Genomic DNA, 24,448 nt, shown 5'->3' with positions numbered 1-24,448 from the left:
GATTTCAAGCGACGGCAACGACGTCGAGAATGCGTTGCACCACGCGGTCCTGATCGATCCCGGCGGCTTCGGCCTCGAACGACAGGATGATGCGGTGGCGCAGCACGTCGAACAGCACCGCCTGGATGTCTTCGGGGCTGACAAAGTCGCGCCCGGCCAGCCAGGCATGGGCGCGTGCGCAGCGATCCAGGGCGATAGAGCCGCGCGGGCTGGCGCCATAGGCGATCCACTCGGCCATTTCCGGGTCGAACTTGGCCGGGGTGCGCGTGGCCATGACCAACTGCACCAGGTATTCCTCCACCGCGTCGGCCATGTACAGGCCGAGGATTTCCTTGCGCGCGGCAAAGATCGCCTGCTGGCTGACGCGCCGCTCGGGCTTGGTTTCGCCGTTGAGCGCTTCGCCACGGGCCTGTTGGAGGATGCGCCGTTCCACGGCGGCGTCGGGAAAGCCGATTTTGACGTGCATCAGGAAGCGGTCGAGTTGGGCTTCGGGCAGTGGATAGGTGCCTTCCTGCTCGATGGGGTTCTGCGTGGCCATCACCAGGAACAACGGCGACAGGTCGTAGGTGCTTCGGCCTACGCTGACCTGGCGCTCGGCCATGGCTTCAAGCAGCGCGGATTGCACCTTGGCCGGCGCGCGGTTGATCTCGTCCGCCAGCACCAAGTTGTGGAAGATCGGCCCTTGCTGGAACACGAAGCTGCCGGTTTCCGGGCGATAGATTTCGGTGCCGGTGATGTCGGCGGGCAACAGGTCGGGGGTGAACTGGATACGATGGAACTGCGCTTCGATGCCCTCGGCCAACTCTTTGATGGCCTTGGTCTTGGCCAGGCCCGGCGCGCCTTCTACCAGCATATGACCGTCGGCGAGCAGGGCGATGAGCAGGCGCTCGATGAGCTTTTCCTGGCCGAGAATCTGCGTAGAAAGAAAGGTTCGCAGCGCGAGCAGCGCTTCACGATGTTCCATCGATGACGGTTCCTGGAAAGATGAGCCCGCGTGCTAAGAAACAAACACCGGGCTGGGGGGCACTACTTTAATGCATCGAGGGGCGTGGCGACTAACGGCGTAACGGGTATTTTTGGCAAAACTTGTAGGAATTTTGTGCGAAGGTGCGCTTGCTGTTGTGAACACTCTTAATGGGGGAGGGGCGGTGCGACGATTCGACTGGCCCCCCGATAGCAGGGGGTCAGTTAGCCCGCTGTCACTGACGCATCGCTCTCGGGGGCAAGCCCCCTCCCACCCTTAAGCCCGGGTGTAGGTGCCGGTGCCTTTGAGGATGTTCTGCAAAGTTTGCTCCACCTCGGCCAGGTCGGAGGCGGCAGTGGCGTGGGTGATCTCCAAATGATCCTTGCCCCCCAGTGCATCGGCATCGCCGGCAGCCAGCTCGATGCGCAACGTCGTATCACTCAGGGTGACCTTCAGTCCATCCAGGGTCGACGGCTCGTAATCCCAGGTGAGCTCCACCTCGTCTTCGTCCGGATAACGGCTGAGCATGAACATCTCGCCGTTTTTGCCGTGGCAGCACAGCATGGCCATGTTGTCTTCTTCTTCGTCGCATGGGGTGGCCATAAGGGCGTCGGTTTTCAGTTGCAGCATGGGAAATCCTGTTTGGGGAGGGCACGGCGTTGGCAATTGTGCCATTGCACGAACGTTTGTGCTGCATGCTGCGTCGGCCTGGGCGGATGACCGTGCGGCGTCTATCAGTCATTTCTGATGCTTTTATTGTTTAAATGCACTGAATTTTTACCGTTCAACCTCGGTTGCACTCGTCGCAACCCTGGCCCTGCTTACCGATGACCGAATATGTCGCAGCGCTGCAAGAGCAGTCCTTCTACACTCGTTAAGCTGCGCAACGGATGCGCACGTTCCAGGCGCCTGACCTGCCCGTCGTACCGTCACCCGGCAGGTGCGCATCTTATGGAAGTTGTATGTGACCTGACTGTCTTGTCCAGCTTCACCCACCTGTCGCCCTGTTTCGTTTATGGTTACCCACGAACAGAGCCGACGGTCTCCCCACCAGGGGATAACACGCGACGCTTCCATCAATAACAAGCCCAAGCGGAGTACCACAGATGGCGTTCTTCACCGCAGCCAGCAAGGCCGACTTCCAGCACCAACTGCAAGCGGCACTGGCGCAGCACATCAGTGAACAGGCACTGCCACAAGTGGCGCTGTTCGCTGAACAATTCTTCGGCATCATTTCCCTGGACGAACTGACCCAGCGTCGCCTTTCCGACCTGGCCGGTTGCACCCTGTCTGCCTGGCGCCTGCTTGAGCGCTTTGACCACACCCAACCGCAAGTGCGGGTCTACAACCCCGATTACGAACGTCACGGCTGGCAGTCGACCCACACTGCGGTCGAAGTGCTGCACCACGATCTGCCGTTCCTGGTGGACTCGGTGCGCACCGAGCTGAACCGTCGTGGCTACAGCATCCACACCCTGCAAACCACTGTGCTCAGCGTGCGTCGCGGCAGCAAGGGCGAGCTGCAGGAAATCCTGGCCAAAGGCACTCAGGGCGAAGGTATCCAGCAAGAATCGCTGATGTACCTGGAGATCGACCGCTGCGCCAATGCCGCCGAACTGAGCGTGCTGAGCAAAGAGCTGGAGCAGGTGCTGGGCGAAGTGCGCGTGGCCGTGGCCGATTTCGAGCCGATGAAAGCCAAGGTCCAGGACCTGTTGGCCGGTATCGACGCCAGTCAGTTCAGCATCGATGGCGAAGAAAAAGCCGAGATCAAGAACTTCCTGGAGTGGCTGGTAGGTAACCACTTCACCTTCCTGGGCTACGAAGAATTTGTGGTACGTGACGAGGCGGACGGCGGTCATATCGAATATGACGCCAGCTCGTTCCTCGGTCTGACCAAGCTGCTGCGCGCCGGCCTTACCGCCGAAGACTTGCGCATCGAAGACTACGCTGTGTCGTACCTGCGCGAGCCGACCGTATTGTCGTTCGCCAAGGCCGCACACCCAAGCCGCGTGCATCGTCCGGCCTACCCGGACTACGTGTCGATCCGCGAGATCGACGCCGACGGCAAGGTCATCAAGGAATGCCGCTTCATGGGCCTGTACACCTCGTCGGTGTATGGCGAAAGCGTACGTGTGATTCCTTATATCCGCCGCAAGGTCGCGGAGATCGAGCGTCGCTCGGGCTTCCAGGCCAAGGCGCACCTGGGCAAGGAGCTGGCGCAAGTCGTTGAAGTGCTGCCCCGTGACGACCTGTTCCAGACCCCGGTGGACGAGCTGTACAGCACCGTGATGTCCATCGTGCAGATCCAGGAACGCAACAAGATCCGCGTGTTCCTGCGCAAAGACCCGTACGGTCGTTTCTGCTACTGCCTGGCCTACGTGCCGCGCGACATCTATTCCACTGAAGTGCGCCAGAAGATCCAGCAAGTGCTGATGGATCGCCTCAAGGCCAGCGACTGCGAATTCTGGACCTTCTTCTCCGAGTCCGTACTGGCGCGCGTGCAGCTGATTCTGCGGGTCGACCCGAAGAACCGCCTGGACATCGACCCGCTGCAACTGGAAAAAGAAGTGATCCAGGCCTGCCGCAGCTGGCAGGACGACTACGCCAGCCTGGTGGTGGAAAGCTTCGGCGAAGCCCACGGCACCAACGTGCTGGCGGACTTCCCGAAAGGCTTCCCGGCCGGCTTCCGCGAGCGCTTCGCCGCGCATTCGGCGGTGGTCGACATGCAGCACCTGCTCAGCCTCACCGAAGCCAACCCGCTGGTGATGAGCTTCTACCAGCCGCTGGGCCAGGTGTCTGGCCAGCGTGAGCTGCATTGCAAGCTGTATCACGCCGATACGCCGCTGGCGCTGTCCGACGTGCTGCCGATCCTGGAAAACCTCGGCCTGCGCGTACTCGGTGAGTTCCCGTACCGCCTGCGCCACGCCAATGGCCGCGAGTTCTGGATCCACGACTTCGCGTTTATCGCCGCCGAAGGCGTGAACCTGGATATCCAGCAGCTCAACGACACCCTGCAGGACGCCTTCGTACACATCGTGCATGGCGATGCCGAGAACGATGCGTTCAACCGCCTGGTGCTCACCGCCGGCCTGCCATGGCGCGATGTGGCGCTGCTGCGTGCCTACGCCCGTTACCTCAAGCAGATCCGCCTGGGCTTCGACCTGGGTTACATCGCCAGCACTTTGAACAACCACACCGACATCGCCCGCGAGTTGACTCGGTTGTTCAAGACCCGCTTCTACCTGGCGCGCAAACTCACCGCCGACGACCTGGAAGACAAGCAGCAGCGTCTGGAACAAGCGATCCTCAGCGCCCTGGACGACGTTCAGGTGCTCAACGAAGACCGCATCCTGCGTCGCTACCTGGACCTGATCAAGGCCACCTTGCGCACCAACTTCTATCAGACCGACGCCAACGGCCAGAACAAGTCGTACTTCAGCTTCAAGTTCGACCCGCGCGCCATTCCCGAGCTGCCCAAGCCGGTGCCGAAGTTCGAGATCTTCGTGTACTCGCCACGGGTCGAAGGCGTGCATCTGCGCTTCGGCAACGTTGCGCGGGGCGGTCTGCGCTGGTCCGACCGTGAAGAAGACTTCCGTACCGAAGTGCTGGGCCTGGTAAAAGCCCAGCAGGTGAAGAACTCGGTGATCGTGCCGGTGGGTGCCAAGGGCGGCTTCCTGCCGCGTCGCTTGCCACTGGGCGGCAGCCGCGACGAAATCGCGGCCGAGGGCATTGCTTGCTACCGCATCTTCATCTCCGGCCTGTTGGACATCACCGACAACCTGAAAGACGGCGCCCTGGTGCCGCCGGCCAATGTCGTGCGTCATGACGACGATGACCCCTACCTCGTCGTAGCGGCGGACAAAGGCACCGCGACCTTCTCCGATATCGCCAACGGCATCGCCATCGACTACGGCTTCTGGCTGGGTGATGCGTTCGCCTCCGGTGGTTCGGCCGGTTATGACCACAAGAAAATGGGCATCACCGCCAAGGGCGCGTGGGTCGGCGTGCAGCGTCACTTCCGTGAACGCGGCATCAACGTGCAGGAAGACAGCATCACTGTCGTCGGCGTCGGCGATATGGCCGGCGACGTATTCGGTAACGGCCTGTTGATGTCCGACAAGCTGCAACTGGTCGCAGCTTTCAACCACCTGCACATCTTTATCGATCCGAACCCGAACCCGGCCACCAGCTTCGTCGAGCGTAAGCGCATGTTCGAGCTGCCGCGTTCGGCCTGGACCGACTACGACACCAGCATCATGTCCGAAGGTGGCGGTATCTTCTCGCGCAGCGCGAAGAGCATCGCGATCTCGCCACAGATGAAAGAACGCTTCGATATCCAGGCCGACAAGCTGACCCCGACCGAACTGTTGAACGCCTTGCTCAAGGCGCCGGTGGACTTGTTGTGGAACGGCGGTATCGGCACCTATGTCAAGGCCAGCACCGAAAGCCACGCCGACGTGGGCGACAAGGCCAACGACGCGCTGCGGGTCAACGGCAACGAACTGCGCTGCAAGGTAGTGGGCGAGGGCGGTAACCTCGGCATGACCCAGCTGGGTCGTGTGGAATTCGGCCTCAATGGCGGCGGTTCCAACACTGACTTTATCGACAACGCCGGTGGCGTGGACTGCTCCGACCACGAAGTGAACATCAAGATCCTGCTCAACGAAGTGGTGCAGGCCGGCGACATGACCGACAAGCAGCGCAACCAGTTGCTGGCGAGCATGACCGACGAAGTCGGCAGCCTGGTGTTGGGCAACAACTACAAGCAGACCCAGGCCCTGTCCCTGGCTGCGCGCAAAGCCTACGAGCGTGCCGCCGAGTACAAGCGCCTGATGAGCGACCTGGAAGGCCGTGGCAAACTGGACCGCGCCATTGAGTACCTGCCGACCGAGGAGCAGCTCACCGAGCGTGCCTCCACTGGCAAGGGCCTGACCCGTCCGGAACTGTCGGTGCTGATCTCCTATAGCAAGATCGACCTCAAGGAAGCTTTGCTCAAGTCGCTGGTGCCGGATGACGACTACCTGACCCGCGACATGGAGACCGCGTTCCCACCGAGCCTGGTGGCCAAGTTCGGCGAGGCCATGCGTCGTCACCGTCTCAAGCGCGAGATCGTCAGCACCCAGATCGCCAACGATCTGGTCAACCACATGGGCATCACCTTTGTGCAGCGGCTCAAAGAGTCGACCGGCATGAGCCCGGCGAACGTGGCCGGTGCGTATGTGATCGTGCGTGACATCTTCCATCTCCCGCACTGGTTCCGTCAGATCGAAGCCCTGGATCATCAGGTCTCCGCCGACGTGCAACTGGAACTGATGGACGAGCTGATGCGCCTGGGCCGCCGCGCCACGCGTTGGTTCCTGCGCAGCCGCCGTAATGAGCAGGATGCTGGTCGCGACACCGCACACTTCGGTCCGCACTTGGCTGCGTTGGGTCTTAAACTCGACGAACTGCTGGAAGGCCCGACTCGCGAAGGCTGGCAGAACCGCTACCAGGCGTACACCGAAGCCGGCGTGCCGGAGTTGTTGGCGCGTATGGTGGCAGGCACCACGCACCTGTACACCTTGTTGCCGATCATCGAAGCCGCCGACGTCACCGGGCACGATGCTGCCGAAGTGGCCAAGGCCTACTTCGCTGTAGGCAGCGCGTTGGACCTGCCGTGGTACCTGCAGCAGATCAGCGATCTGCCCGTGGCCAACAACTGGCAGGCTCAGGCCCGCGAAGCGTTCCGCGACGATGTGGACTGGCAGCAGCGCGCGATCACCATTTCGGTACTGCAAATGGCCGATGCGCCACAAGACATGGAAGCCCGCGTGGCCCTGTGGCTTGAGCAGCACCAGGACATGGCCGATCGCTGGCGCGCGATGATGGTGGAAATTCGTGCCGCGGTCGGCACGGACTACGCCATGTACGCCGTGGCCAACCGTGAACTGCTGGACCTGGCAATGAGCGGTCAGTCGGTGCTGCAATCGGCTTGATGTCCCGGTGAAACACCTGGGGGAGGGGGCTTGCTACCGATAGTGGTTTATCAGTCATCTATAGGTTGACTGACACACTGCCATCGGGGGCAAGCCCCCTCCCACATTTGGTTCTCAGTTGGCTTCAGGTTTGTATGCGGGCTTGGCCAACAAGAGGCATGGAAAGCACCCTGGCACCCAGCCTGGCGCGTACAAAATTGTGGGAGGGGGCTTGCCCCCGATAGTGGTGCATCAGTCATGTACAGGTTGGCTGACACACTGCCATCGGGGGCAAGCCCCCTCCCACATTTGGTTCTCAGTTGGCTTCAGGTTTGTATGCGGGCTTGGCCAGCAAGAGGCATGGAAAGCACCCTGGCACCCAGCCTGGCGCGTACAAAATTGTGGGAGGGGGCTTGCCCCCGATAGTGGTGCATCAGTCATGTATAGGTTGGCTGACACACTGCCATCGGGGGCGAGCCCTCTCCCATATTTGGGTCTCAGTTGGCTTCAGGTTTGTATGCGGGCTTGGCCAGCAAGAGGCATAGAAAGCACCCTGGCACCCAGCCTGGCGCGTACAAAATTGTGGGAGGGGGCTTGCCCCCGATAGTGGTGTATCAGTCATGTATAGGTTGGCTGACACACTGTCATCGGGGGCAAGCCCTCTCCCATATTTGGGCCTCAGTTGGCTTCAGGTTTATATGCGGGCTTGGCCAGCAAGAGGCATAGAAAGCACCCTGGCACCCAGCCTGGCGCGTACAAAATTGTGGGAGGGGGCTTGCCCCCGATAGTGGTGTATCAGTCATGTATAGGTTAGCTGACACACTGCCATCGGGGGCAAGCCCTCTCCCATATTTGGGTCTCAGTTGGCTTCAGGTTTGTATGCGGGCCTGGCCAGCAAGAGGCATGGAAAGCACCCTGGCACCCAGCCTGGCGCGTACAAAATTGTGGGAGGGGGCTTGCCCCCGATAGTGGTGTATCAGTCATGTATAGGTTGGCTGACACACTGCCATCGGGGGCGAGCCCTCTCCCATATTTGGGCCTCAGTTGGCTTCAGGTTTGTATGCGGGCCTGGCCAGCAAGAGGCATGGAGAGCACCCTGGCACCCAGCCTGGCGCGTACAAAATTGTGGGAGGGGGCTTGCCCCCGATGGTGGTGTATCAGTCATGTACAGGTTGGCTGACACACTGCCATCGGGGGCAGGCCCTCTCCCATATTTGGATCTTCATTATCTGAAGGTCAGTGATGTTTCAGTAGTTTGCTTTCCAGGTGATCCAGGTGTTGGGTCATCAGGCTCACCGCAGTGTTTGAGTCGCGCTGCTCAATCGCATCCACAATCGCCACATGTTCCTGCCACGCGCAATACGTGCAGGCTTTTGCTTCAAATTGGGCGATGACCAACGATGTCAATGGCACCAGGCTGTTGAGGAACTGTGCCAACGGCGCATTACCGGCGATCGCGGCCAACTGCAAATGAAACTCCCCTGATAATCGAATCGCCGGCCCACGCTGGTCGCGCTCAATGCACTCGCGTTCGCGGGCGATCAGATCGCGCAAGGGGCGAATCTGCGCGGGTGTGGCCTGGGCGCAGGCCAATTGCACCACGGTGACTTCGGTCATGCGCCGGGCTTCGAGGATTTGTCGGGCTTGCAGGCTGTCCGGCGCGGCGACCTGGGCGCGTTGATTGGGACGCAAGATAATCACCTGCTGATGGGACAGTTTGGCCAGCACCCGGCGAATCACGCTGCGGCTCACGCCGAAGGTTTCGCCCAGGCCTTCTTCGGTAAAGCGGCTGGACGGGGCGATGCGTTGTTCGAGGATGGCGTCGAACAGGCGCGGGTAGATGTCGTCCACCGAGGGTTTTTTACCGGCCACCAGGCGCAGGGCAGGCAGGCTCGGGTTGCGTTGCAAGGCGTGGGCGGTCATGGCCGGTCTCCAAAAAATCAGCTGCCGAGATGGTCATCCGGGATGTTCAGGGCGATGCCCATGCGCAGACCTTCCTGGAGGATATGCCGACGCATTTCGGCGCTGGCCAGGGCGCTGTTCTTGTTACGTATGGCGCGCACCACGGCTTCGTTTTCCTGCAGGCGTTCGGCCAGGTGCTCAGGCGAGTTACGCAGCACCTGGGCGCTTTGCTTGAGGGCGTTGCGGGTCTGCTGCACCACGTTCTGGAAGATCGGGTTGGAAGTCAGCGCGAACAGCTCTTCATGAAAATCGACATAGGCGTTCAGGCCCGCTTCGGCATCGCCGGCGTCCAGGGCTTCGCGCATGTCCATCAGGGTCAGGCGTAACTGGCCGACTTCCTTGCTGCTGATGGACTGGGCCACCAGGCCGACGATAAACGGTTCGAGGGTGTAGCGCAGTTGCAGAATATCTTCGAGGCTGGCGTCGGCTACGGCGTCGCTGGACTGCGGATCGCTGACGCTGGTCTCTAACACGACCACGCCTTTGCCGGGCATGGAACGCACCAGGCCGAGGGTTTCCAGTACGATCACCGCTTCACGCAGACTAGGGCGGCTGATGCCCAGCTGTTCGGCCAGTTCGCGCTGGCCGGGGAGCATTTCACCGCGGCGCCACTGACCCCGCGCCAGGGCGGCGCGTAGTTTTTCTACCACTGAATTGACGACGGTTGAGGTGCTGATCACGTCGATGGCTCCTTGATGATGCAGATACGGTGGGAGCAGTTTTGCCGCTCCCACCTGGGTAGTGTCGCCTTCAGAATTCCTGGTGCGCCGGCAATACCGGTTTCTTGGCCTGGAAGGCATAACCCTGCTGGCCGTCCAATACCTTATTGGCGCGCTGGAGGTCGATGTCTTTTTCCCAGCGGGCAATGGCCACGGTGGCGACGCAGTTGCCGATCAGGTTAGTCAATGCGCGGCCGATGCCCATAAACCAGTCCACCGCTAGCACCAGCACCAGGCCCACCACCGGAATCGCTGGGATCGCGGTGAGGGTGGCCGCCAGAATCACCAGCGCCGAACCGGGGATGCCATGGGCGCCCTTGGAGGTGATCAACGACACCAGCAGGATGGTCAGCAGGTCGGTCATCGACAGCGGTGTGCCGGTGGCGTTGGCGATAAATACGATGGCCAGGGTCAGGTAGATCGAGAACCCGTCGAGGTTGAACGAGTAGCCGGTCGGAATCACCAGGCCCACGGTGGAACTGCCAATGCCCAGGTGCTCCAGTTTGCGCATGATCTGAGGCAGCACGGCGTCGGAAGAGGCGGTGCCCATTACGATCAGCAGCTCTTCGCGCAGGTACTTGAGCAGCGGCAGCATGCGCAGGCCCGAGAGGCGCATCACCACGCCGAGGATCACGCCGACAAAGGCAAAGCAGGTCAGGTAGAAAAGGCCCACCAGACTGCCCAGGTGTTGCAGGGAATCCAGGCCGTAGGTGCTGGTGGTGAAGGCGATGGCGCCGAACACGCCAATGGGCGCCAGGCGCACGATCATGCCCATGATGCGGAAAATCACATGGCTCAATTCGTTGATCAGTCGCGAAATGCCCGACGCCGCTTCGCCCACCAAGTTCAGCGCGCTGCCGAACAGCACTGAAAACAGTAGGACTTGCAGCACGTTGTTGTCGGCAAACGCACCGATCACTGAGTTGGGGATCAGGTCCATCAGGAATTGGCTGGTGCCGCGGATGTGCTGGCCCTTGTCGGCCAGTTCGTTCAGGCCGGCGGACGAGAGCTGTTCCAGATGAATATTGGCGCCGGTGCCGATGCCGGTGCTGAACGCCATAACCAGGCCGATCACTAACGCGATGGTGGTCAGCACTTCGAAATAGATCACCGACTTAAGGCCGATGCGCCCGACTTTTTTCAGGTCGCCGGCGCCGGAAATGCCGCTGACCACTACGCAGAACACGATCAGGCCGATCAGCATCTTGATCAGTTTGATAAAGCCGTCGCCGAGGGGTTTGAGTTGCGAAGAGAATTCGGGAAGGGCCAGGCCGCAAACAACGCCTAACATCAGGCCGATCACGACTTGCAGGAAAATCGAACGCGAGCACCATCTGAGCATGGGAGGGATCTCTATTCGGCGCCCTGGTGGTTCCAGGGCTTAATTGTTGTGGTCATACCGGTAAGTCCAGTGCGGGGCCAGTCTACGCCGGGTTTTTTTGAAATCACAAGTAATAATTCGGCGGTTGGCAGGTCCCGGTCTGACCAGTGGGTCGGTAAGGGCGATGCTTGAGCGGTTGGCGGCGTGCGAAATTTTTCGCTTATCATCCGGCGCTCGGCACAGAAGGGGGGCGAATGGACACACCAGGTTTGAGCACCGATAAGCATGGGCACCGACACTGCGCCTGGCGCGGTGCCGCGCCGGAATACCTGCATTACCACGACCATGAGTGGGGCGTGCCGGTGGCCGATGATAGTCAGCTGTACGAGAAAATCTGCCTGGAAGGGTTTCAGGCGGGGATGGCGTGGATCACCATCCTGCGCAAGCGCGAGCAGTTTCGTGCAGCGTTCGACGGCTTTGATTTTCGCCGCGTGGCGCAGTACGGCGAGGCGGACATCCTGCGTCTGATGCAGAACCCGGGCATCGTGCGTAATCGGGCGAAGATCGTCTCCACCATCAACAATGCGCGGCGTGCCTGTGAACTGGTGGACGAGACCGGCTCTCTGGCGCAGTGGTTATGGGCCTTCGAACCCGGCCCGCAAGAGCGCCCGGCCGTGGTGGACCTGGCTTACTGGACGGGTAACCCGACATCACCGGCCTCGGTGCGATTGTCCAAGGCGCTGAAGAAGCGTGGTTGGACGTTTGTAGGGCCAACCACGATGTATGCGCTGATGCAGGCGATGGGGATGGTCAATGACCATCTCGAAGGATGCGCATGCCGCCCGCAGATTGAAGCGCTGCGGCGCCAGTTCAAGCGCCCCTGAATTGCCGAATCGGGCGATTGAAACTGCGGGAGGGGGCTTGCCCCCGATGACGCTGTGTCAGTCGACCTCTCGTTAACTGACCCAAAATCACGCCCGGCGGCCGGGTTATAGAACGTCACGCAATCTTCAGCAGAATATCGCGCACCCTGTCCAGGGCCGGGTCGATATCCAGCAGTTCAATGGCGCCGAACCCGACAATCAAGCCTGCACGCACCGGCGTGTCATGGAAGAACACCTCCAGTGGGTATAGGCCGACGTCCACCTGGCGCGCCAGCTCCCGTAGCAGCGCAATATTGACCGGCACCTTGCACAGCGCCGCCAGGTGGAACCCCGCCACTGTGGGCACCGTTTCGAACCATGGCGACAGATCGCCCGCCAGGCGCTCCAGGATACGTTCGCGGCGTCCGGCGTATACCGTGTGGCAGCGTCGGATGTGCTTGAGCAGGTAGCCCTCGCTGATGAACTTGGCCAATGCCCACTGCGGCAGCGTGGAACTGTGCTGGTCGGTCAGCTGCTTGGCCTTGAGCACCGCGCCGTGGATCGCCGGTGGCAGCACCACGTAGCCCAGGCGCAACTCGGGCAGCAGGGTCTTGGAAAAGGTGCCGACGTAAGCCACTACGCCGCGACTGTCCAGGCTTTGCAGGGAGTCGGTAGGGCGGCCCTCGTAACGGAATTCGCTGTCGTAGTCGTCTTCGATGATGATCGCACCCAGGTCGAACGCACGCGCCAGCAAGGCTTCGCGGCGCGCCGCGCTCATGGGCATGCCCAGGGGGAATTGATGGGACGGGGTGACGTAGATCAGGCGCGTGCCGTCGGGGATCTGGTCGACCTGAATACCCTGTGCGTCCACGGGCACGCTGGCGACATGGGCGCCCCGTGCCGTGAACAGTTGGCGCGCGGGGGTGTAGCCGGGGTCTTCCATGGCGACAATGCTGCCCGGTTCCAACACCACGCGGGCGAGCAGGTCCAGTGCCTGTTGCGCGCCGTTGGTGACCACGATGTCGCTGTCGCGGCATTTGACCCCTCGGGAAAACGCGATATGCCCGGCGATGGCACTGCGCAACGCCGGCAGCCCTTCGGGTTGACTGTAGAAGCCGCTGTGCTCGGCGATACGCCGTAGGGCATGCTGGGTGCAGCGCCGCCATTCATCCTGGGGGAACTGCTGGCGGCTGGTGGCGCCGCCGATAAATTCGTAGCGCAGGCGCTTGTCGTTGGCGGGGTGATGCATGGGCGAGGGCAGCGCTTGCCACTTCGCCAGGTTGGCGGAGCAGGCCAGGTCTGTCGCGGTTTGTACGCGATCAGGTTGTGGTGCCCAGGCGTTGACGAAGGTCCCGCGGCCGATCCTGCCGACCAGCAGGCCTTCATAGGTCAACGTGGCGTAGGTATCGGACACCGTCTTGCGCGAGACGCCCAATTGCTCGGCCAGCAAGCGGCTGGGCGGCAGTTGCGCACCTGCCGTGAGACGCCCGGCGGCGATGGCTTCGCGCAACTGCTGATAAAGCTGCGCCGCCAGGTCCTTACGCCCGTTGATGACGATGTGGAGTTCCATGTTTCATCCTGAGACAGATCGATCGGCGCCAAGATTACTCGCAAATCGATCTGTACCGCTGCGCCGGCACTCAGGACAGGAAGCCACCGTCCACATTCAGCGACACGCCGGTGGTGTAGCTGGAGGCGTCGCTGGCCAGGAACAGTACTGCACCCGCCATCTCGCTCGGGTCGGCTACGCGCTTGAGGGGGATCTGCGCCAGGGCCATTTTCAGGATCGAGTCGTTCTTGACCAGCGCCGAGGCGAATTTGGTGTCGGTCAGGCCCGGCAGCAGCGCGTTGCAGCGTATACCGAACTCGGCGCATTCCTTGGCGAACACCTTGGTCATGTTGATCACCGCGGCCTTGGTCACCGAGTAAATGCCCTGGAATATGCCGGGCGAGATGCCGTTGATCGAGGCCACGTTGATGATGCTGCCGCCGCCGTTTTCGCGCATCAGCTTGCCGGCTTCCACCGACATGAAGAAGTAGCCACGGATGTTCACGTCCACGGTTTTTTGGAACGCGCCGAGGTCGGTGTCCAGCACATTGCAGAACTGCGGGTTGGTGGCGGCGTTGTTGACCAGGATGTCCAGGCGCCCGAACTGCTCGCGAATACCGGCGAATACTTGGCTGATCTGCTCCATTTCACCGATGTGGCAGGCCACCGCCGTGGCCTTGCCGCCGTCGGCGATGATCGCATTGGCCACATGCTGGCAGCCTTCGAGCTTGCGGCTGGACACGATCACATGGGCGCCTTGCTGGGCCAGCAACTTGGCGATGGCCTCGCCGATGCCACGGCTGGCGCCGGAGACAAATGCGATCTTGCCGTCGAGGTCGAACAGGTGGGTCTTGGACATGGGGATTCCTTAAAGGGCTGATTTGCTGATGACATTCAGGCTCATCTGCTCGAGCAATGCGTTCATCTGGATGAACTGCGCGAAGCGTTTGTCCTGGGTCTGGCCATGGAAGAAACGGTAGTAGATCTGCTGCACGATGCCGGCCAGGCGGAACAGGCCGTAGGTGTAATAGAAATCGAAGTTATCAATCCGGATGCCCGCGCGTTCGGCGTAGTAGTCAACGAATTCTCGGCGAGTGAGCATGCCCGGCGCGTTGCTCGGCTGGCGGCGCATCAATTGCACCGGCGCCGGGTCGGCGGCTTCGATCCAGTAGGCGAGGGTGTTGCCCAGGTCCATCAGCGGATCGCCCAAGGTGGTCAGTTCCCAATCCAGCACGCCAATGATCTGCATCGGGTTATGCGGGTCGAGGATCACGTTGTCGAAGCGGTAGTCGTTATGCACGATGCTTGAGGTGGGGTGATCGGCCGGCATCTTGTCGTTGAGCCAGGCGCGTACCGCCTCCCATTTTGGCGCATCGGGGGTCAGGGCTTTTTCGTAGCGGTCGCTCCAGCCGCGAATCTGCCGCGCCACGTAGCCTTCGGGCTTGCCCAGGTCGGCCAGGCCGCAAGCGGTGTAGTCCACTTGGTGCAGTTCCACGAATTTGTCGATAAAGCTTTTGCACAGTGCCTGAGTCTTCGCTGCGTCCAGGCCCAGCTCGGCGGGCAGGTCGGAGCGCAGGATGATGCCGTTGACGCGCTCCATCACATAAAACTCGGCGCCGATCACCGACTCATCGGTGCAATGCACGTAGGCCTTGGGACAGTAGGGGAAGCCATCCTTCAGTTGGTTGAGAATGCGGAACTCGCGGCCCATGTCGTGGGCGGACTTGGCTTTGTGCCCAAAAGGTGGGCGGCGCAGTACGAATTCCTGATCGGGGTATTCCAGCAGGTAAGTCAGGTTGGAGGCGCCACCGGGAAACTGGCTGATGGTGGGCGTGCCGCTCAACCCCGGGATGTGGGCCTTGAGGTAGGGATCGATCAGGCCGGCATCAAGTTCCTCGCCGGGGCGAATCTGGGTGGATTGGTCGTTCAGCGCCATGCTTATCCCTTCTGCTTATTCTAAAGGCCTCGGACTATTGGCTAATCTAATGCGCGCCACCGCCCAGCCACAAGGTCGGGGCGGTTTAATAGGTTAGCGTGTTGCAGGATGATCAACGTGCCTGATCGGTCATTTTACGGGCGGGGGCAGGGCGACCGGGGTGAGCACCGGGCGCCCGGCGAAATACTCCACCAGATTGTCGGCCACGCGCTGCACGGTGTCATGGGCGGCCTCGGGCGACAGCCCGGCGACATGGGAGGTGAGTACGGTATTGCCCAGGCGCTTGAGGGCGTCGGGCACCTTGGGTTCGTCGTCGAACACATCCAGCGCCGCACCGCCGATGCGCCGCTGTTCGAGGGCGGCAATCAGGTCGGCGGTGACCACCACGCTGCCACGTCCGATGTTCACCAAATAGCCATGGGGGCCGAGGGCGTCCAGTACGCGCCGGTCGATCAGGTGCCGGGTGCCGTCGCCGCCGGGCGTGGCCAGGATCAAGAAGTCTGCGGTGCGCGCCAGATCCAGGGCCGTGGCGCAGTAGGTGTAGTCCACGTCATCCCGAGGTTGGCGATTGTGGTAACTGATCTCCATGCCAAAGCCCAAGGCCGCGCGTTTGGCGATCTCCAGGCCGACGGCGCCGAGCCCGAGAATGCCCAGGTGTTTGCCGCCCAGGGATGGGCGCATCACTTTGGGCCACTCGCCGCGCCGCACGGCGGCGTCGTTCTGCGGGATACCGCGTACCAGTGACAGCAACAGCGCCATGGCGTGGTCGGCCACCGACGGTGCATTCACGCCGGCGCCGTTGGTGACCACGATCCCGCGATTGCTGGCGGCTTGCAGGTCGACGTGTTCATAACCGGCGCCGATCACGCAGATGATCTCCAACTGTGGCAAGGCGGCGATTTCTTCGGCGTACAGACCCAATGGGCCACGGGTCAGGACGGCCTGGATCTGCCCGCCGTGGGCTTTGATGGCGTGAGCGCGTTCGGCGGGCGTCGGCGCCAGGATCACATGAAAGTCGTTGCTTTCGATGATGGGCAGGTAGTCGTTGATGGTTTCAACCAGGACCAGAACAGTGGTGGTCATCGCAAGGCTCTTCCTTGGAGGGTAGACAGGACCAGTATGCTGGATTTGTAAGACAGAGCGTTTTATCGGGAAGGAAAATTTACTGCTCGTGGGATCGGGCAAGTTCGTGACTGTTTGCGGCTGCACCGGTCAACCATTCCTCAGCTAAGTCTTTGCTTCTTCACGAGAATCCCGGACAATCCGGCCCCTTCTACGATCGGGGCGCTGCCTGTCAGGTTTTTCTGACTCGTCCCGGCCGTGTAAATGCGGAGATCCGACTGGATGAATGATCAGGCCAATAGCGTCGACGAACGCTATGCAACGACACCTGCAACCCTCACGCGCTGGAGCCGCCAGGACACCACCTGGATGCTCGGCCTGTTCGGTACCGCCATTGGCGCCGGTACTTTGTTCTTGCCGATCAACGCAGGGCTGGGCGGCTTCTGGCCCCTGGTGATCCTGGCGCTGCTGGCATTCCCGATGACGTTCTTCGCCCACCGTGGCCTGACGCGGTTCGTGCTGTCCGGTCGTGAAGGCTCCGACATTACCGACGTGGTGGAAGAGCATTTTGGTATCAAGGCCGGGGCGTTGATCACGTTGCTGTACTTCTTCGCGATTTTCCCGATCCTGCTGATCTACAGCGTGGCGCTGACCAACACCGTCGGCAGTTTTATGGAGCACCAACTGCACATCCTGCCGCCGCCACGGGCGATCCTGTCGTTCGTGCTGATCCTGGGCCTGCTGGCCGTGGTGCGCTGCGGCGAGCAGTTCATCGTCAAGGCCATGAGCCTGATGGTGTATCCGTTTATCGTCGCCTTGCTGTTTCTGGCGGTGTACCTGGTGCCGCACTGGACCGGCGGCATCCTCAGCACCGCCCGCGAGGTGCCGGCGCCGTCGGCGTTGCTCAATACGCTGTGGCTGGCGATTCCGGTGATGGTGTTCTCGTTCAACCACTCGCCGATCATTTCGGCGTTCGCGGTGGATCAGAAGCGCCAATACGGCGCCAATGCCGATGAGCGCAGCTCGCAGATCCTGTCCCGCGCGCACCTATTGATGGTGGCGATGGTGCTGTTTTTCGTGTTCAGTTGCGTACTGACCCTGTCGCCGGCCCAGTTGGCCGAAGCCAAGGCGCAGAACCTGTCGATCCTGTCGTACCTGGCCAACCACTTCAACAACCCGACCATCGCGTTCGCCGCGCCGCTGATCGCGTTCGTGGCAATCGCCAAGTCGTTCCTGGGGCACTACATCGGTGCCAGTGAAGGCCTCAAGGGCTTGGTGCTTAAAACCGGTCGCCGCCCGGCCGCCAAGACCCTGGACCTTATGACTGCCGCCTTCATGCTGGTGGTGTGCTGGATCGTCGCCACGCTCAACCCCAGCATCCTCGGCATGATCGAGACCCTCGGCGGCCCGGTGATTGCGTCGATCCTGTTCCTGATGCCGATGTACGCTATCCGCAAAGTGCCGGCCATGGCCAAATACCGTGGGCAGGCGTCCAACGTGTTTGTCACGGCGGTTGGTCTGGTGGCGATTACGGCGTTGGTCTATTCGCTGATGGCTTAAGTGGTGTGGGAGGGGCTGGTCCTCTCCCGCCATTGTTTTGTCTTGGCACCAATGGCTTATTCCAGGCACAAAAAAACGCCGCGTACCTTGCGATACGCGGCGTTTTTCACATCAACACACCGTTAGGCTTGCAGCACCGGGATGTTGGCGCTGGCCGCGATCTTGCGGAACTCGGCGATCTGGTCGAAGTTCAGGTAGCGGTAGACGTCGCTGGCCATGGTGTCCAGCTTGGCCGCGTAGCCCATGTACTCCTCGACGGTCGGCAGGCGACCCAGGGTGGAAGCGACAGCCGCCAGCTCAGCCGAAGCCAGGTAGACGTTCGCGCCGTCACCCAGACGGTTCGGGAAGTTACGGGTCGACGTCGACACCACGGTGGAGTTCGGTTCTACCCGTGCCTGGTTACCCATGCACAGCGAGCAGCCCGGCATTTCCATGCGTGCGCCAGCCTTGCCGTAGATGCCGTAGTAGCCTTCTTCGGTCAGTTGGTGAGCGTCCATCTTGGTCGGCGGCGACAGCCACAGACGGGTTGGCAGCTGACCCTTGACCTGTTCCAGCAACTTACCGGCAGCGCGGAAGTGACCGATGTTGGTCATGCACGAACCGATGAACACTTCGTCGATCTTCTCGCCGGCAACGCTGGACAGCAGACGGGCATCGTCCGGGTCGTTCGGTGCGCAGAGGATCGGCTCGTTGATCTCGGCCAGGTCGATCTCGATGATTTCGGCGTATTCGGCGTCGGCATCGGCTTCCATCAGCTCCGGGTTGGCGACCCAGGCTTCCATCGCTTGGGCGCGACGTTCCAGGGTGCGTGCATCGCCGTAGCCTTCGCCGATCATCCAGCGCAGCAGGGTGATGTTGGAGTTCAGGTACTCGGTGATGGACTCTTTGGACAGCTTGATGGTGCAACCGGCAGCCGAACGTTCGGCCGAGGCGTCGGACAGCTCGAACGCTTGCTCCAGGGTCAGGTCGTTCAGACCTTCGATTTCCAGGATGCGGCCGGAGAAGGCGTTTTTCTTGCCTTTCTTCTCTACGGTCAACAGGCCAGCCTGGATCGCGTAGTAAGGAATGGCATGAACCAGGTCACGCAGGGTGATGCCGGGTTTCATTTTGCCTTTGAAGCGCACCAGGATCGATTCCGGCATGTCCAGCGGCATGACGCCGGTGGCGGCGGCGAACGCGACCAGACCGGAACCGGCTGGGAACGAGATGCCCATCGGGAAACGGGTGTGGGAGTCACCGCCGGTGCCTACGGTGTCCGGCAGCAGCATGCGGTTCAGCCAGCTGTGGATGATGCCGTCGCCCGGACGCAGCGATACACCGCCACGGGTCATGATGAAGTCAGGCAGCGTGTGGTGGGTGGTCACGTCGATCGGCTTTGGATAGGCCGCGGTGTGGCAGAACGACTGCATCACCAGATCGGTGGAGAAGCCCAGGCACGCCAGGTCTTTCAGTTCGTCACGGGTCATCGGACCGGTGGTGTCCTGAGAACCTACGGTGGTCATCTTCGGTTCGCAGTAGGTGCCTGGACGCACGCCTTTGCCTTCCGGCAGGCCGCACGCCTTGCCGACCATCTTCTGTGCCAGGGTGAAGCCTTTGCCGGTATCGACCGGGGCTTCTGGCAGCTTGAACAGATCGGTCGGGCCCAGGCCCAGCTCGGCACGGGCCTTGTCGGTCAGGCCACGGCCAATGATCAGCGGGATACGGCCGCCGGCGCGGACTTCGTCCAACAGCACCGGCGTCTTCATTTCGAAGGTGGTCAGGACTTCATCGGTGCCGTGCTTGCAGACTTTGCCAGCATGCGGGTACAGGTCGATCACGTCGCCCATGTGCATGTTGGTGACGTCGAACTCGATTGGCAGTGCGCCGGCATCTTCCATGGTGTTGTAGAAGATCGGAGCGATCTTGCTGCCGAAGCAGAAACCACCGGCACGCTTGTTCGGTACGTAAGGCACGTCGTCGCCGAAGAACCACAGCACGGAGTTGGTAGCGGATTTACGCGACGAACCGGTACCGACCACGTCACCGACGTAGGCGATCGGGAAACCTTGGCCGCGCATCTCTTCGATCTGCTTCATGGGGCCGGTCTTGCCTTGCTCGTCCGGCACGATGCCTTCGCGCGCCATTTTCAGCATGGCCAGGGCGTGCAGCGGGATATCAGGGCGGGACCAGGCGTCCGGGGCAGGGGACAGGTCGTCGGTGTTGGTTTCGCCGGTGACCTTGAACACGCGCAGGCTGATCTTGTCGGCCAGGGTCGGGCGGTTCTTGAACCACTCGCCGTCGGCCCAGGACTGCAGCACCGCTTTGGCGTGTTCGTTACCGTTCTTGGCTTTTTCTGCCACGTCGTGGAACGCATCGAACATCAGCAGGGTGTGCTTGAGTTGAGCGGCGGCAACAGGTGCCAGCTCGGCGTCGTCAAGCAGCTCGACCAGGGTCACGATGTTGTAGCCGCCTTGCATGGTGCCAAGCAGTTCAACGGCGCGCTTCTTGTCGATCAGGGGGGAAGTGGCTTCGCCCTTGGCCAGGGCAGACAGGAAACCGGCCTTGACGTAGGCAGCTTCGTCAACACCTGGTGGAATGCGGTTGGTGATCAGGTCAACGAGGAATTCTTCTTCGCCAGCCGGAGGATTCTTCAGCAGCTCGACCAGGCCTGCGGTTTGTTCGGCGTTAAGCGGCTGGGGAACGATACCCAGGGCTGCACGCTCTTCGATATGTTTGCGGTAGGCTTCAAGCACAGTTATTACCCTCATCAGTGGTCCCACGGGACGCTCATCCAGAAATGAACGGCACGCATGCGCTCGGGGGCTTTTTGGGCCGCAAAGCCAGCGCTGCCGGCATTCCTTACAGAAGCTGCTTTCAAAGTTTTACGCCTGCAGAACGGAGCTGATGAGGGTTGGCGCTGATGCTCGACCTACCGGGTCATTCACCATCGCCAACACCGTTCTGAAGGAACGACTGTGCTCGTGACGCTTTGAAAACAGCTTCCAGCGGATTATTGGCGCCTTACAAGGCCGGATGATTCTACGGCAAAAAAAAACTAAAGGTAAGTTGCCATGTCACGTTTGCCGGGTGATCGAGCTTAGACAAAGGGCTAACATGGCGCACTGTTTCGCTGATTTGCGTGTTGCCGCCCATGTCCAACTCAACCATCAAGACCCCCTGCGTCGGTCTGTGCTCCACGGTCTACGGCGATCTCGTGTGCCGCGGCTGCAAGCGTTTCCATCACGAAGTGATCCAGTGGAACGGTTACGACGAGGAGGCAAAGCGCGCGGTATGGCTGCGCTTGGAGCAGTTGCTGGTGCAGGTGATGGCCGGCAAGCTTGAAGTATTCGACCCGCAGAAACTGCGCTGGCAACTGGAACAGCGCAAGATCCGTTTCGTGCCGCACCAGTCCGAGTACTGCTGGGCGTATCAGTTGATTGCTCGCGGAGCGCGGGTGATTTCCAATCTGGAGGCCTATGGCATGGTGCTGTTGCCGGAGTTTCGTGACTGGGCCCTGCCGGAACTGCGCGATGCTATCGACCGTGAGTTTTTTATCCTGTCCGAGGCCCACTACCAGCGCTATATCGCGCCGGCTTTCCTGAACGATGCGCTGGCTGACTGACAGCGCAATTCCAAATATGAGAGGGGGGCTTGCCCCGAAAGCAATCTGTCAGTTAACACAGGTTGCAACTGACAGGTTGCTTTCGGGGGCAAGCCCCCTCCCACTTTGGATCTCAGTTGTCTTGGAAGTTGGCGTCAGTCCTTGGCAGCCAGCTCTTGCAACTGATCCATCAACGTCTCCGGTTTGAGCACCAGCACATCGCTTTCCACTTTATCCAGCACCACCTCCGCGGTGTTGCCTATCAATGCGCCGGTCAGGCCGGTGCGCGCCACGGTGCCGATAATGGTCACCGCCGCTTGCAGCTTGCTGGCCATATGTGGAATCAGCACATCCGCCGGGCCTTCTTCGATATGCAGGTGGGTATCGTCCACATCGAATTCGGCCTGGAAGGCTTGGCACTGCGCGCGATACCGTGCCTCGATGGTTTCCTTGAGCTGGAACGTGGGGTCTGCCGCCGACAACATCGGTGACGGGTGGGCGCTGATCACATGCAACTGCGCCTTCGCCAAGCTGGCGATGCGGAAGCCATGGTCAATGATCGAATGGTGCAGCGAGCGGTGCTCCACATCGCTGTTGCCCACATCGATGGCGGCCAGGATCACTTTGCCGGCCCACGGTGTGGCGGTTTTGACCAGCAGCACCGGCGCGGGGCAGTAGCGCAGCAATTTCCAGTCTGTCGGTGTCAGCAGGGCCTTTTTCAGCGGGCTATCAGGGTAGTGCTGCTTGATCACCAAACCACAGCCTTCAGCCTGCTGCACCGCGATGACGGTGTCATGCAGGCTATCGTTCCAGGCCTGTTCGGTGGTCACGCTGTAGCCTTCTTCGGTCAGGCTCGCTTTGAGTACGCTGAGCAGCGCGGAGTGCTCGTGTTTGCGGTCGCACACCAACAGATGCAGATGCGCCCCGGTCACCCCGGCGATCAGCTTGGCACGCTTGAGGGCCAGGCTCTCGGAATGTTCGGTTTCAAGGACCACCAGGATGCTGCGGACGTCATGCATGGTCGGTTTCTCCGGAAACAAGGGGGGTGTCACAACTATAGTTGCTCCGCGCCGGGCGTCATGTTGATGCACATCAAGCCCGGTGGCTGGTGGTCTGCGGCACGGTCGGTATAATCGGCGCCCTTTTGTGATCCTTTGCCCGTGAGCCCGATGAACCTGCCCGATATCCACGAATTCCTCGGTTGCCGTACCCCTGACGCCTGGGTCCAGGCCGCATTGGCCGATCAGGACACCCTGTTGATCGACCACAAGAACTGTGAATTCAAGGCTGCCAGTACGGCACTGAGCCTGATGGCCAAGTACCACGCCCATGTTGACCTGATCAATATGATGTCGCGCCTGGCCCGGGAAGAGTTGGTGCATCACGAGCAGGTCATGCGCCTGATGAAAAAGCGCAAGGTCGAACTGCGCCAGCTGCACGCCGGGCGCTATGCCTCGGGACTGCGCAAAGTGGTGCGCAGCCATGAGCCGGTCAAATTGGTGGATACCCTGGTGGTCGGCGCGTTTATCGAGGCGCGTAGTTGCGAGCGTTTCGAAGCGCTGGTGCCCCATCTGGACGACGAGCTCGGCAAGTTCTACTTCGGTCTGCTCAAAAGCGAGGCCCGGCACTTTCAGGGGTACTTGAAGCTGGCCTACCAATATGGCGATGCCAAGGATATCGCCCACGTGATCGAGCGGGTAAGGGCGGCCGAGCAAGAGCTGATCGAGTCACCCGACGTCGAGTTCCGCTTTCACAGTGGCGTGCCAGCCTGAGGCGACCGCCAGGCCGATCAGCGCGGTGATCCCGGTTAGTAACAGGATCACCCTTTGCGTGCCCAGGGGCGTAGCCAACAGCGCAATCGCCAAGCCCGCCACGGGTTGCGCCAGGTTGTTGAGCAGGGTGATCACTCCCACCGTCTTGCCGAAATCCTGAACCGGGATCACCCGCTGGCGGGTGCTGCGCAGGTACACGTTGAACATCTTGTCGAAGCCGGTGATCAGCAGGAAACCCACGGTATAGACCCACACAGCAGGGCTGATCGCGGTGATCAGCGCACCGATTGCAATCATCGAATACCCCAGCCCACCCATCAGCTTCAAGGGTAACGTGGCGCGGGCCTGGTAGAACAGAATCGCAATGGTGACCAGCGCCCCGCCAGCCTGGAGCAGGGCGTAGGTGTCCTTGCCCGCGGCGAACTGGCCGGTAACCAATGCCGCCGAGGTCGCCAGCGTGACACCGACGATCAGGTTGACGCCGACCGCCAGAATAATGATGCGCTTCAGCGCCGCCAGGCGGCCGATGTGGCCCAAGGCGATACGCAGCGGTTGCAGCCAGATGTCGGAATGCTGCGCATGACTGGGCAGGCCCATCGAGGTGTGGCGTTGCCAGATCAGCATGGCCAGATCGGCCAGCACAAACAGCCCGGCCACGCCTGCTACCACCCATGGCCAGCTCCATATTTCCAGCAGCAGCGCCGCCAGCAGCGGACCGAGCACCAGCCCGCTCTGATCGGCGATCTGTGAATAGGACAACGTCTTGGCGTAGCTGTACTGTGCGAAGCCATGGGGCATCACGACTTCCCGCGCCATAATGCCCAGGGTCGTCAGCACCCCGCACAGGGCCGACAGGATCACCAACCAATAAATCCCATCGAACAACCCATACAGCGCCACCGCGACCGCACATGCCAATGCCCGATAGACCTGGCTGATATGCAACATCCGCAGCGGCGAAAACTTGTCGCACAACGCGCCGCACACCGGAAATGCCAGGTAGCGCGGCAGGGACTCGACAAAAAACGCAAGGCCCGCCCACGCCACGCTGCCGGTGGTCTGGAATACGAGCAGCGGTACGATAAACAACAGAATCTGGTCCGCCAGCCGCGACAGGAACAGCGACACAAAGAACGCCAGGTAATCTTTGCGCATACAACTCCCTGTGGATGGCGTTAAAAACTGCGGCCTATTTGTTAAAAACTC

The 24,448-nt window shown here is 61.2% G+C and carries 17 protein-coding genes; 5 read left to right on the top strand and 12 right to left on the bottom strand.

Going from position 1 to position 24,448, the window contains the following annotated elements; genetic code table 11:
• Nucleotides 1-4 precede the first annotated feature (4 nt).
• Together QRN41_RS07005 and QRN41_RS07000 are read right to left on the bottom strand one after the other, a co-directional pair.
• The gene (locus QRN41_RS07005; protein ID WP_017479925.1) at nt 5-964 is read right to left on the bottom strand and encodes an AAA family ATPase; all 960 of its coding nucleotides are present in this window, start codon (nt 962-964) and stop codon (nt 5-7) included.
• Between the two features lie 276 nt (nt 965-1,240).
• Nucleotides 1,241-1,594 carry a hypothetical protein gene (locus QRN41_RS07000; RefSeq protein ID WP_034138344.1) on the bottom strand — a complete coding sequence of 118 codons (354 nt, stop codon included), beginning with the start codon at nt 1,592-1,594 and terminating at the stop codon, nt 1,241-1,243.
• 476 nt (nt 1,595-2,070) lie between these two features.
• On the opposite strand from QRN41_RS07000, the gene QRN41_RS06995 reads away from it, so the two are divergent.
• On the top strand, nt 2,071-6,939 hold the full coding sequence (locus QRN41_RS06995) for an NAD-glutamate dehydrogenase (protein ID WP_285421390.1): 4,869 nt from the start codon (nt 2,071-2,073) through the stop codon (nt 6,937-6,939).
• Nucleotides 6,940-8,154: 1,215 nt separating this feature from the next.
• On the opposite strand, the gene QRN41_RS06990 is transcribed toward QRN41_RS06995, so the two are convergent.
• The 3 genes from QRN41_RS06990 to QRN41_RS06980 all read right to left on the bottom strand — a co-directional run bounded on the left by QRN41_RS06990 (nt 8,155) and on the right by QRN41_RS06980 (nt 10,956).
• Nucleotides 8,155-8,841, bottom strand: a complete 687-nt coding sequence (locus QRN41_RS06990) for a GntR family transcriptional regulator (RefSeq protein WP_167418043.1) — start codon at nt 8,839-8,841, stop codon at nt 8,155-8,157.
• 17 nt (nt 8,842-8,858) lie between these two features.
• Nucleotides 8,859-9,560 carry a FadR/GntR family transcriptional regulator gene (locus tag QRN41_RS06985; protein ID WP_034098214.1) on the bottom strand — a complete coding sequence of 234 codons (702 nt, stop codon included), beginning with the start codon at nt 9,558-9,560 and terminating at the stop codon, nt 8,859-8,861.
• A 70-nt stretch (nt 9,561-9,630) separates the two neighbouring features.
• Nucleotides 9,631-10,956: a C4-dicarboxylate transporter DctA gene (locus tag QRN41_RS06980; RefSeq protein ID WP_169867879.1), complete on the bottom strand. Its 1,326-nt coding sequence runs from the start codon at nt 10,954-10,956 to the stop codon at nt 9,631-9,633.
• A 218-nt stretch (nt 10,957-11,174) separates the two neighbouring features.
• Between QRN41_RS06980 and QRN41_RS06975 the strand changes: the two genes are divergently transcribed.
• A complete protein-coding gene (locus tag QRN41_RS06975; RefSeq protein ID WP_167418042.1) occupies nt 11,175-11,804 on the top strand; it encodes a DNA-3-methyladenine glycosylase I in 630 nt (209 codons plus the stop codon).
• Between the two features lie 115 nt (nt 11,805-11,919).
• On the opposite strand, the gene pdxR is transcribed toward QRN41_RS06975, so the two are convergent.
• The 4 genes from pdxR to QRN41_RS06955 all read right to left on the bottom strand — a co-directional run bounded on the left by pdxR (nt 11,920) and on the right by QRN41_RS06955 (nt 16,351).
• Nucleotides 11,920-13,353 carry a MocR-like pyridoxine biosynthesis transcription factor PdxR gene (gene pdxR / locus QRN41_RS06970; protein ID WP_285421389.1) on the bottom strand — a complete coding sequence of 478 codons (1,434 nt, stop codon included), beginning with the start codon at nt 13,351-13,353 and terminating at the stop codon, nt 11,920-11,922.
• Nucleotides 13,354-13,423: 70 nt separating this feature from the next.
• Complete coding sequence (locus QRN41_RS06965) at nt 13,424-14,191, bottom strand: SDR family oxidoreductase (protein ID WP_285421388.1); 768 nt, start codon at nt 14,189-14,191, stop codon at nt 13,424-13,426.
• Between the two features lie 9 nt (nt 14,192-14,200).
• Complete coding sequence (locus QRN41_RS06960) at nt 14,201-15,268, bottom strand: phosphotransferase family protein (RefSeq protein ID WP_034098205.1); 1,068 nt, start codon at nt 15,266-15,268, stop codon at nt 14,201-14,203.
• Nucleotides 15,269-15,397: 129 nt separating this feature from the next.
• Entirely contained in the window at nt 15,398-16,351 is a 954-nt protein-coding gene (locus tag QRN41_RS06955; RefSeq protein ID WP_094066589.1) for a 2-hydroxyacid dehydrogenase, read from the bottom strand.
• A 261-nt stretch (nt 16,352-16,612) separates the two neighbouring features.
• Here QRN41_RS06955 and QRN41_RS06950 point away from each other — a divergent pair, with 261 nt between their 5' ends.
• Nucleotides 16,613-17,890, top strand: a complete 1,278-nt coding sequence (locus QRN41_RS06950) for a serine/threonine transporter (protein WP_285421387.1) — start codon at nt 16,613-16,615, stop codon at nt 17,888-17,890.
• Nucleotides 17,891-18,012: 122 nt separating this feature from the next.
• Here the strand turns inward: QRN41_RS06950 and acnB are convergent, their stop codons facing one another.
• Nucleotides 18,013-20,622, bottom strand: coding sequence for a bifunctional aconitate hydratase 2/2-methylisocitrate dehydratase (acnB, locus tag QRN41_RS06945; protein WP_034098200.1), 2,610 nt, complete (start codon nt 20,620-20,622; stop codon nt 18,013-18,015).
• A 398-nt stretch (nt 20,623-21,020) separates the two neighbouring features.
• On the opposite strand from acnB, the gene QRN41_RS06940 reads away from it, so the two are divergent.
• Nucleotides 21,021-21,491 (top strand): DUF1289 domain-containing protein, encoded by a 471-nt coding sequence (locus QRN41_RS06940; protein ID WP_034098199.1) that lies wholly within the window; start codon nt 21,021-21,023, stop codon nt 21,489-21,491.
• A 134-nt stretch (nt 21,492-21,625) separates the two neighbouring features.
• Here the strand turns inward: QRN41_RS06940 and uspL are convergent, their stop codons facing one another.
• Complete coding sequence (gene uspL / locus QRN41_RS06935) at nt 21,626-22,489, bottom strand: universal stress protein UspL (protein WP_167418038.1); 864 nt, start codon at nt 22,487-22,489, stop codon at nt 21,626-21,628.
• 150 nt (nt 22,490-22,639) lie between these two features.
• Between uspL and QRN41_RS06930 the strand changes: the two genes are divergently transcribed.
• Nucleotides 22,640-23,242, top strand: a complete 603-nt coding sequence (locus QRN41_RS06930; protein ID WP_034138336.1) for a MiaE family protein — start codon at nt 22,640-22,642, stop codon at nt 23,240-23,242.
• On the opposite strand, the gene QRN41_RS06925 is transcribed toward QRN41_RS06930, so the two are convergent.
• Nucleotides 23,198-24,397, bottom strand: a complete 1,200-nt coding sequence (locus QRN41_RS06925) for an MFS transporter (protein WP_285421386.1) — start codon at nt 24,395-24,397, stop codon at nt 23,198-23,200. The two genes, QRN41_RS06930 and QRN41_RS06925, sit on opposite strands and share 45 nt — an antisense overlap.
• Nucleotides 24,398-24,448: the final 51 nt, after the last annotated feature.

The sequence above is a fragment of the Pseudomonas sp. efr-133-TYG-23 genome, assembly GCF_030209215.1.
GTDB classification, from domain to species: Bacteria; Pseudomonadota; Gammaproteobacteria; order Pseudomonadales; family Pseudomonadaceae; genus Aquipseudomonas; species Aquipseudomonas rhodesiae.
The sequence above is the reverse complement of the archived record's forward strand: the minus strand, read 5'-3'. Positions and strand labels throughout refer to the sequence as shown.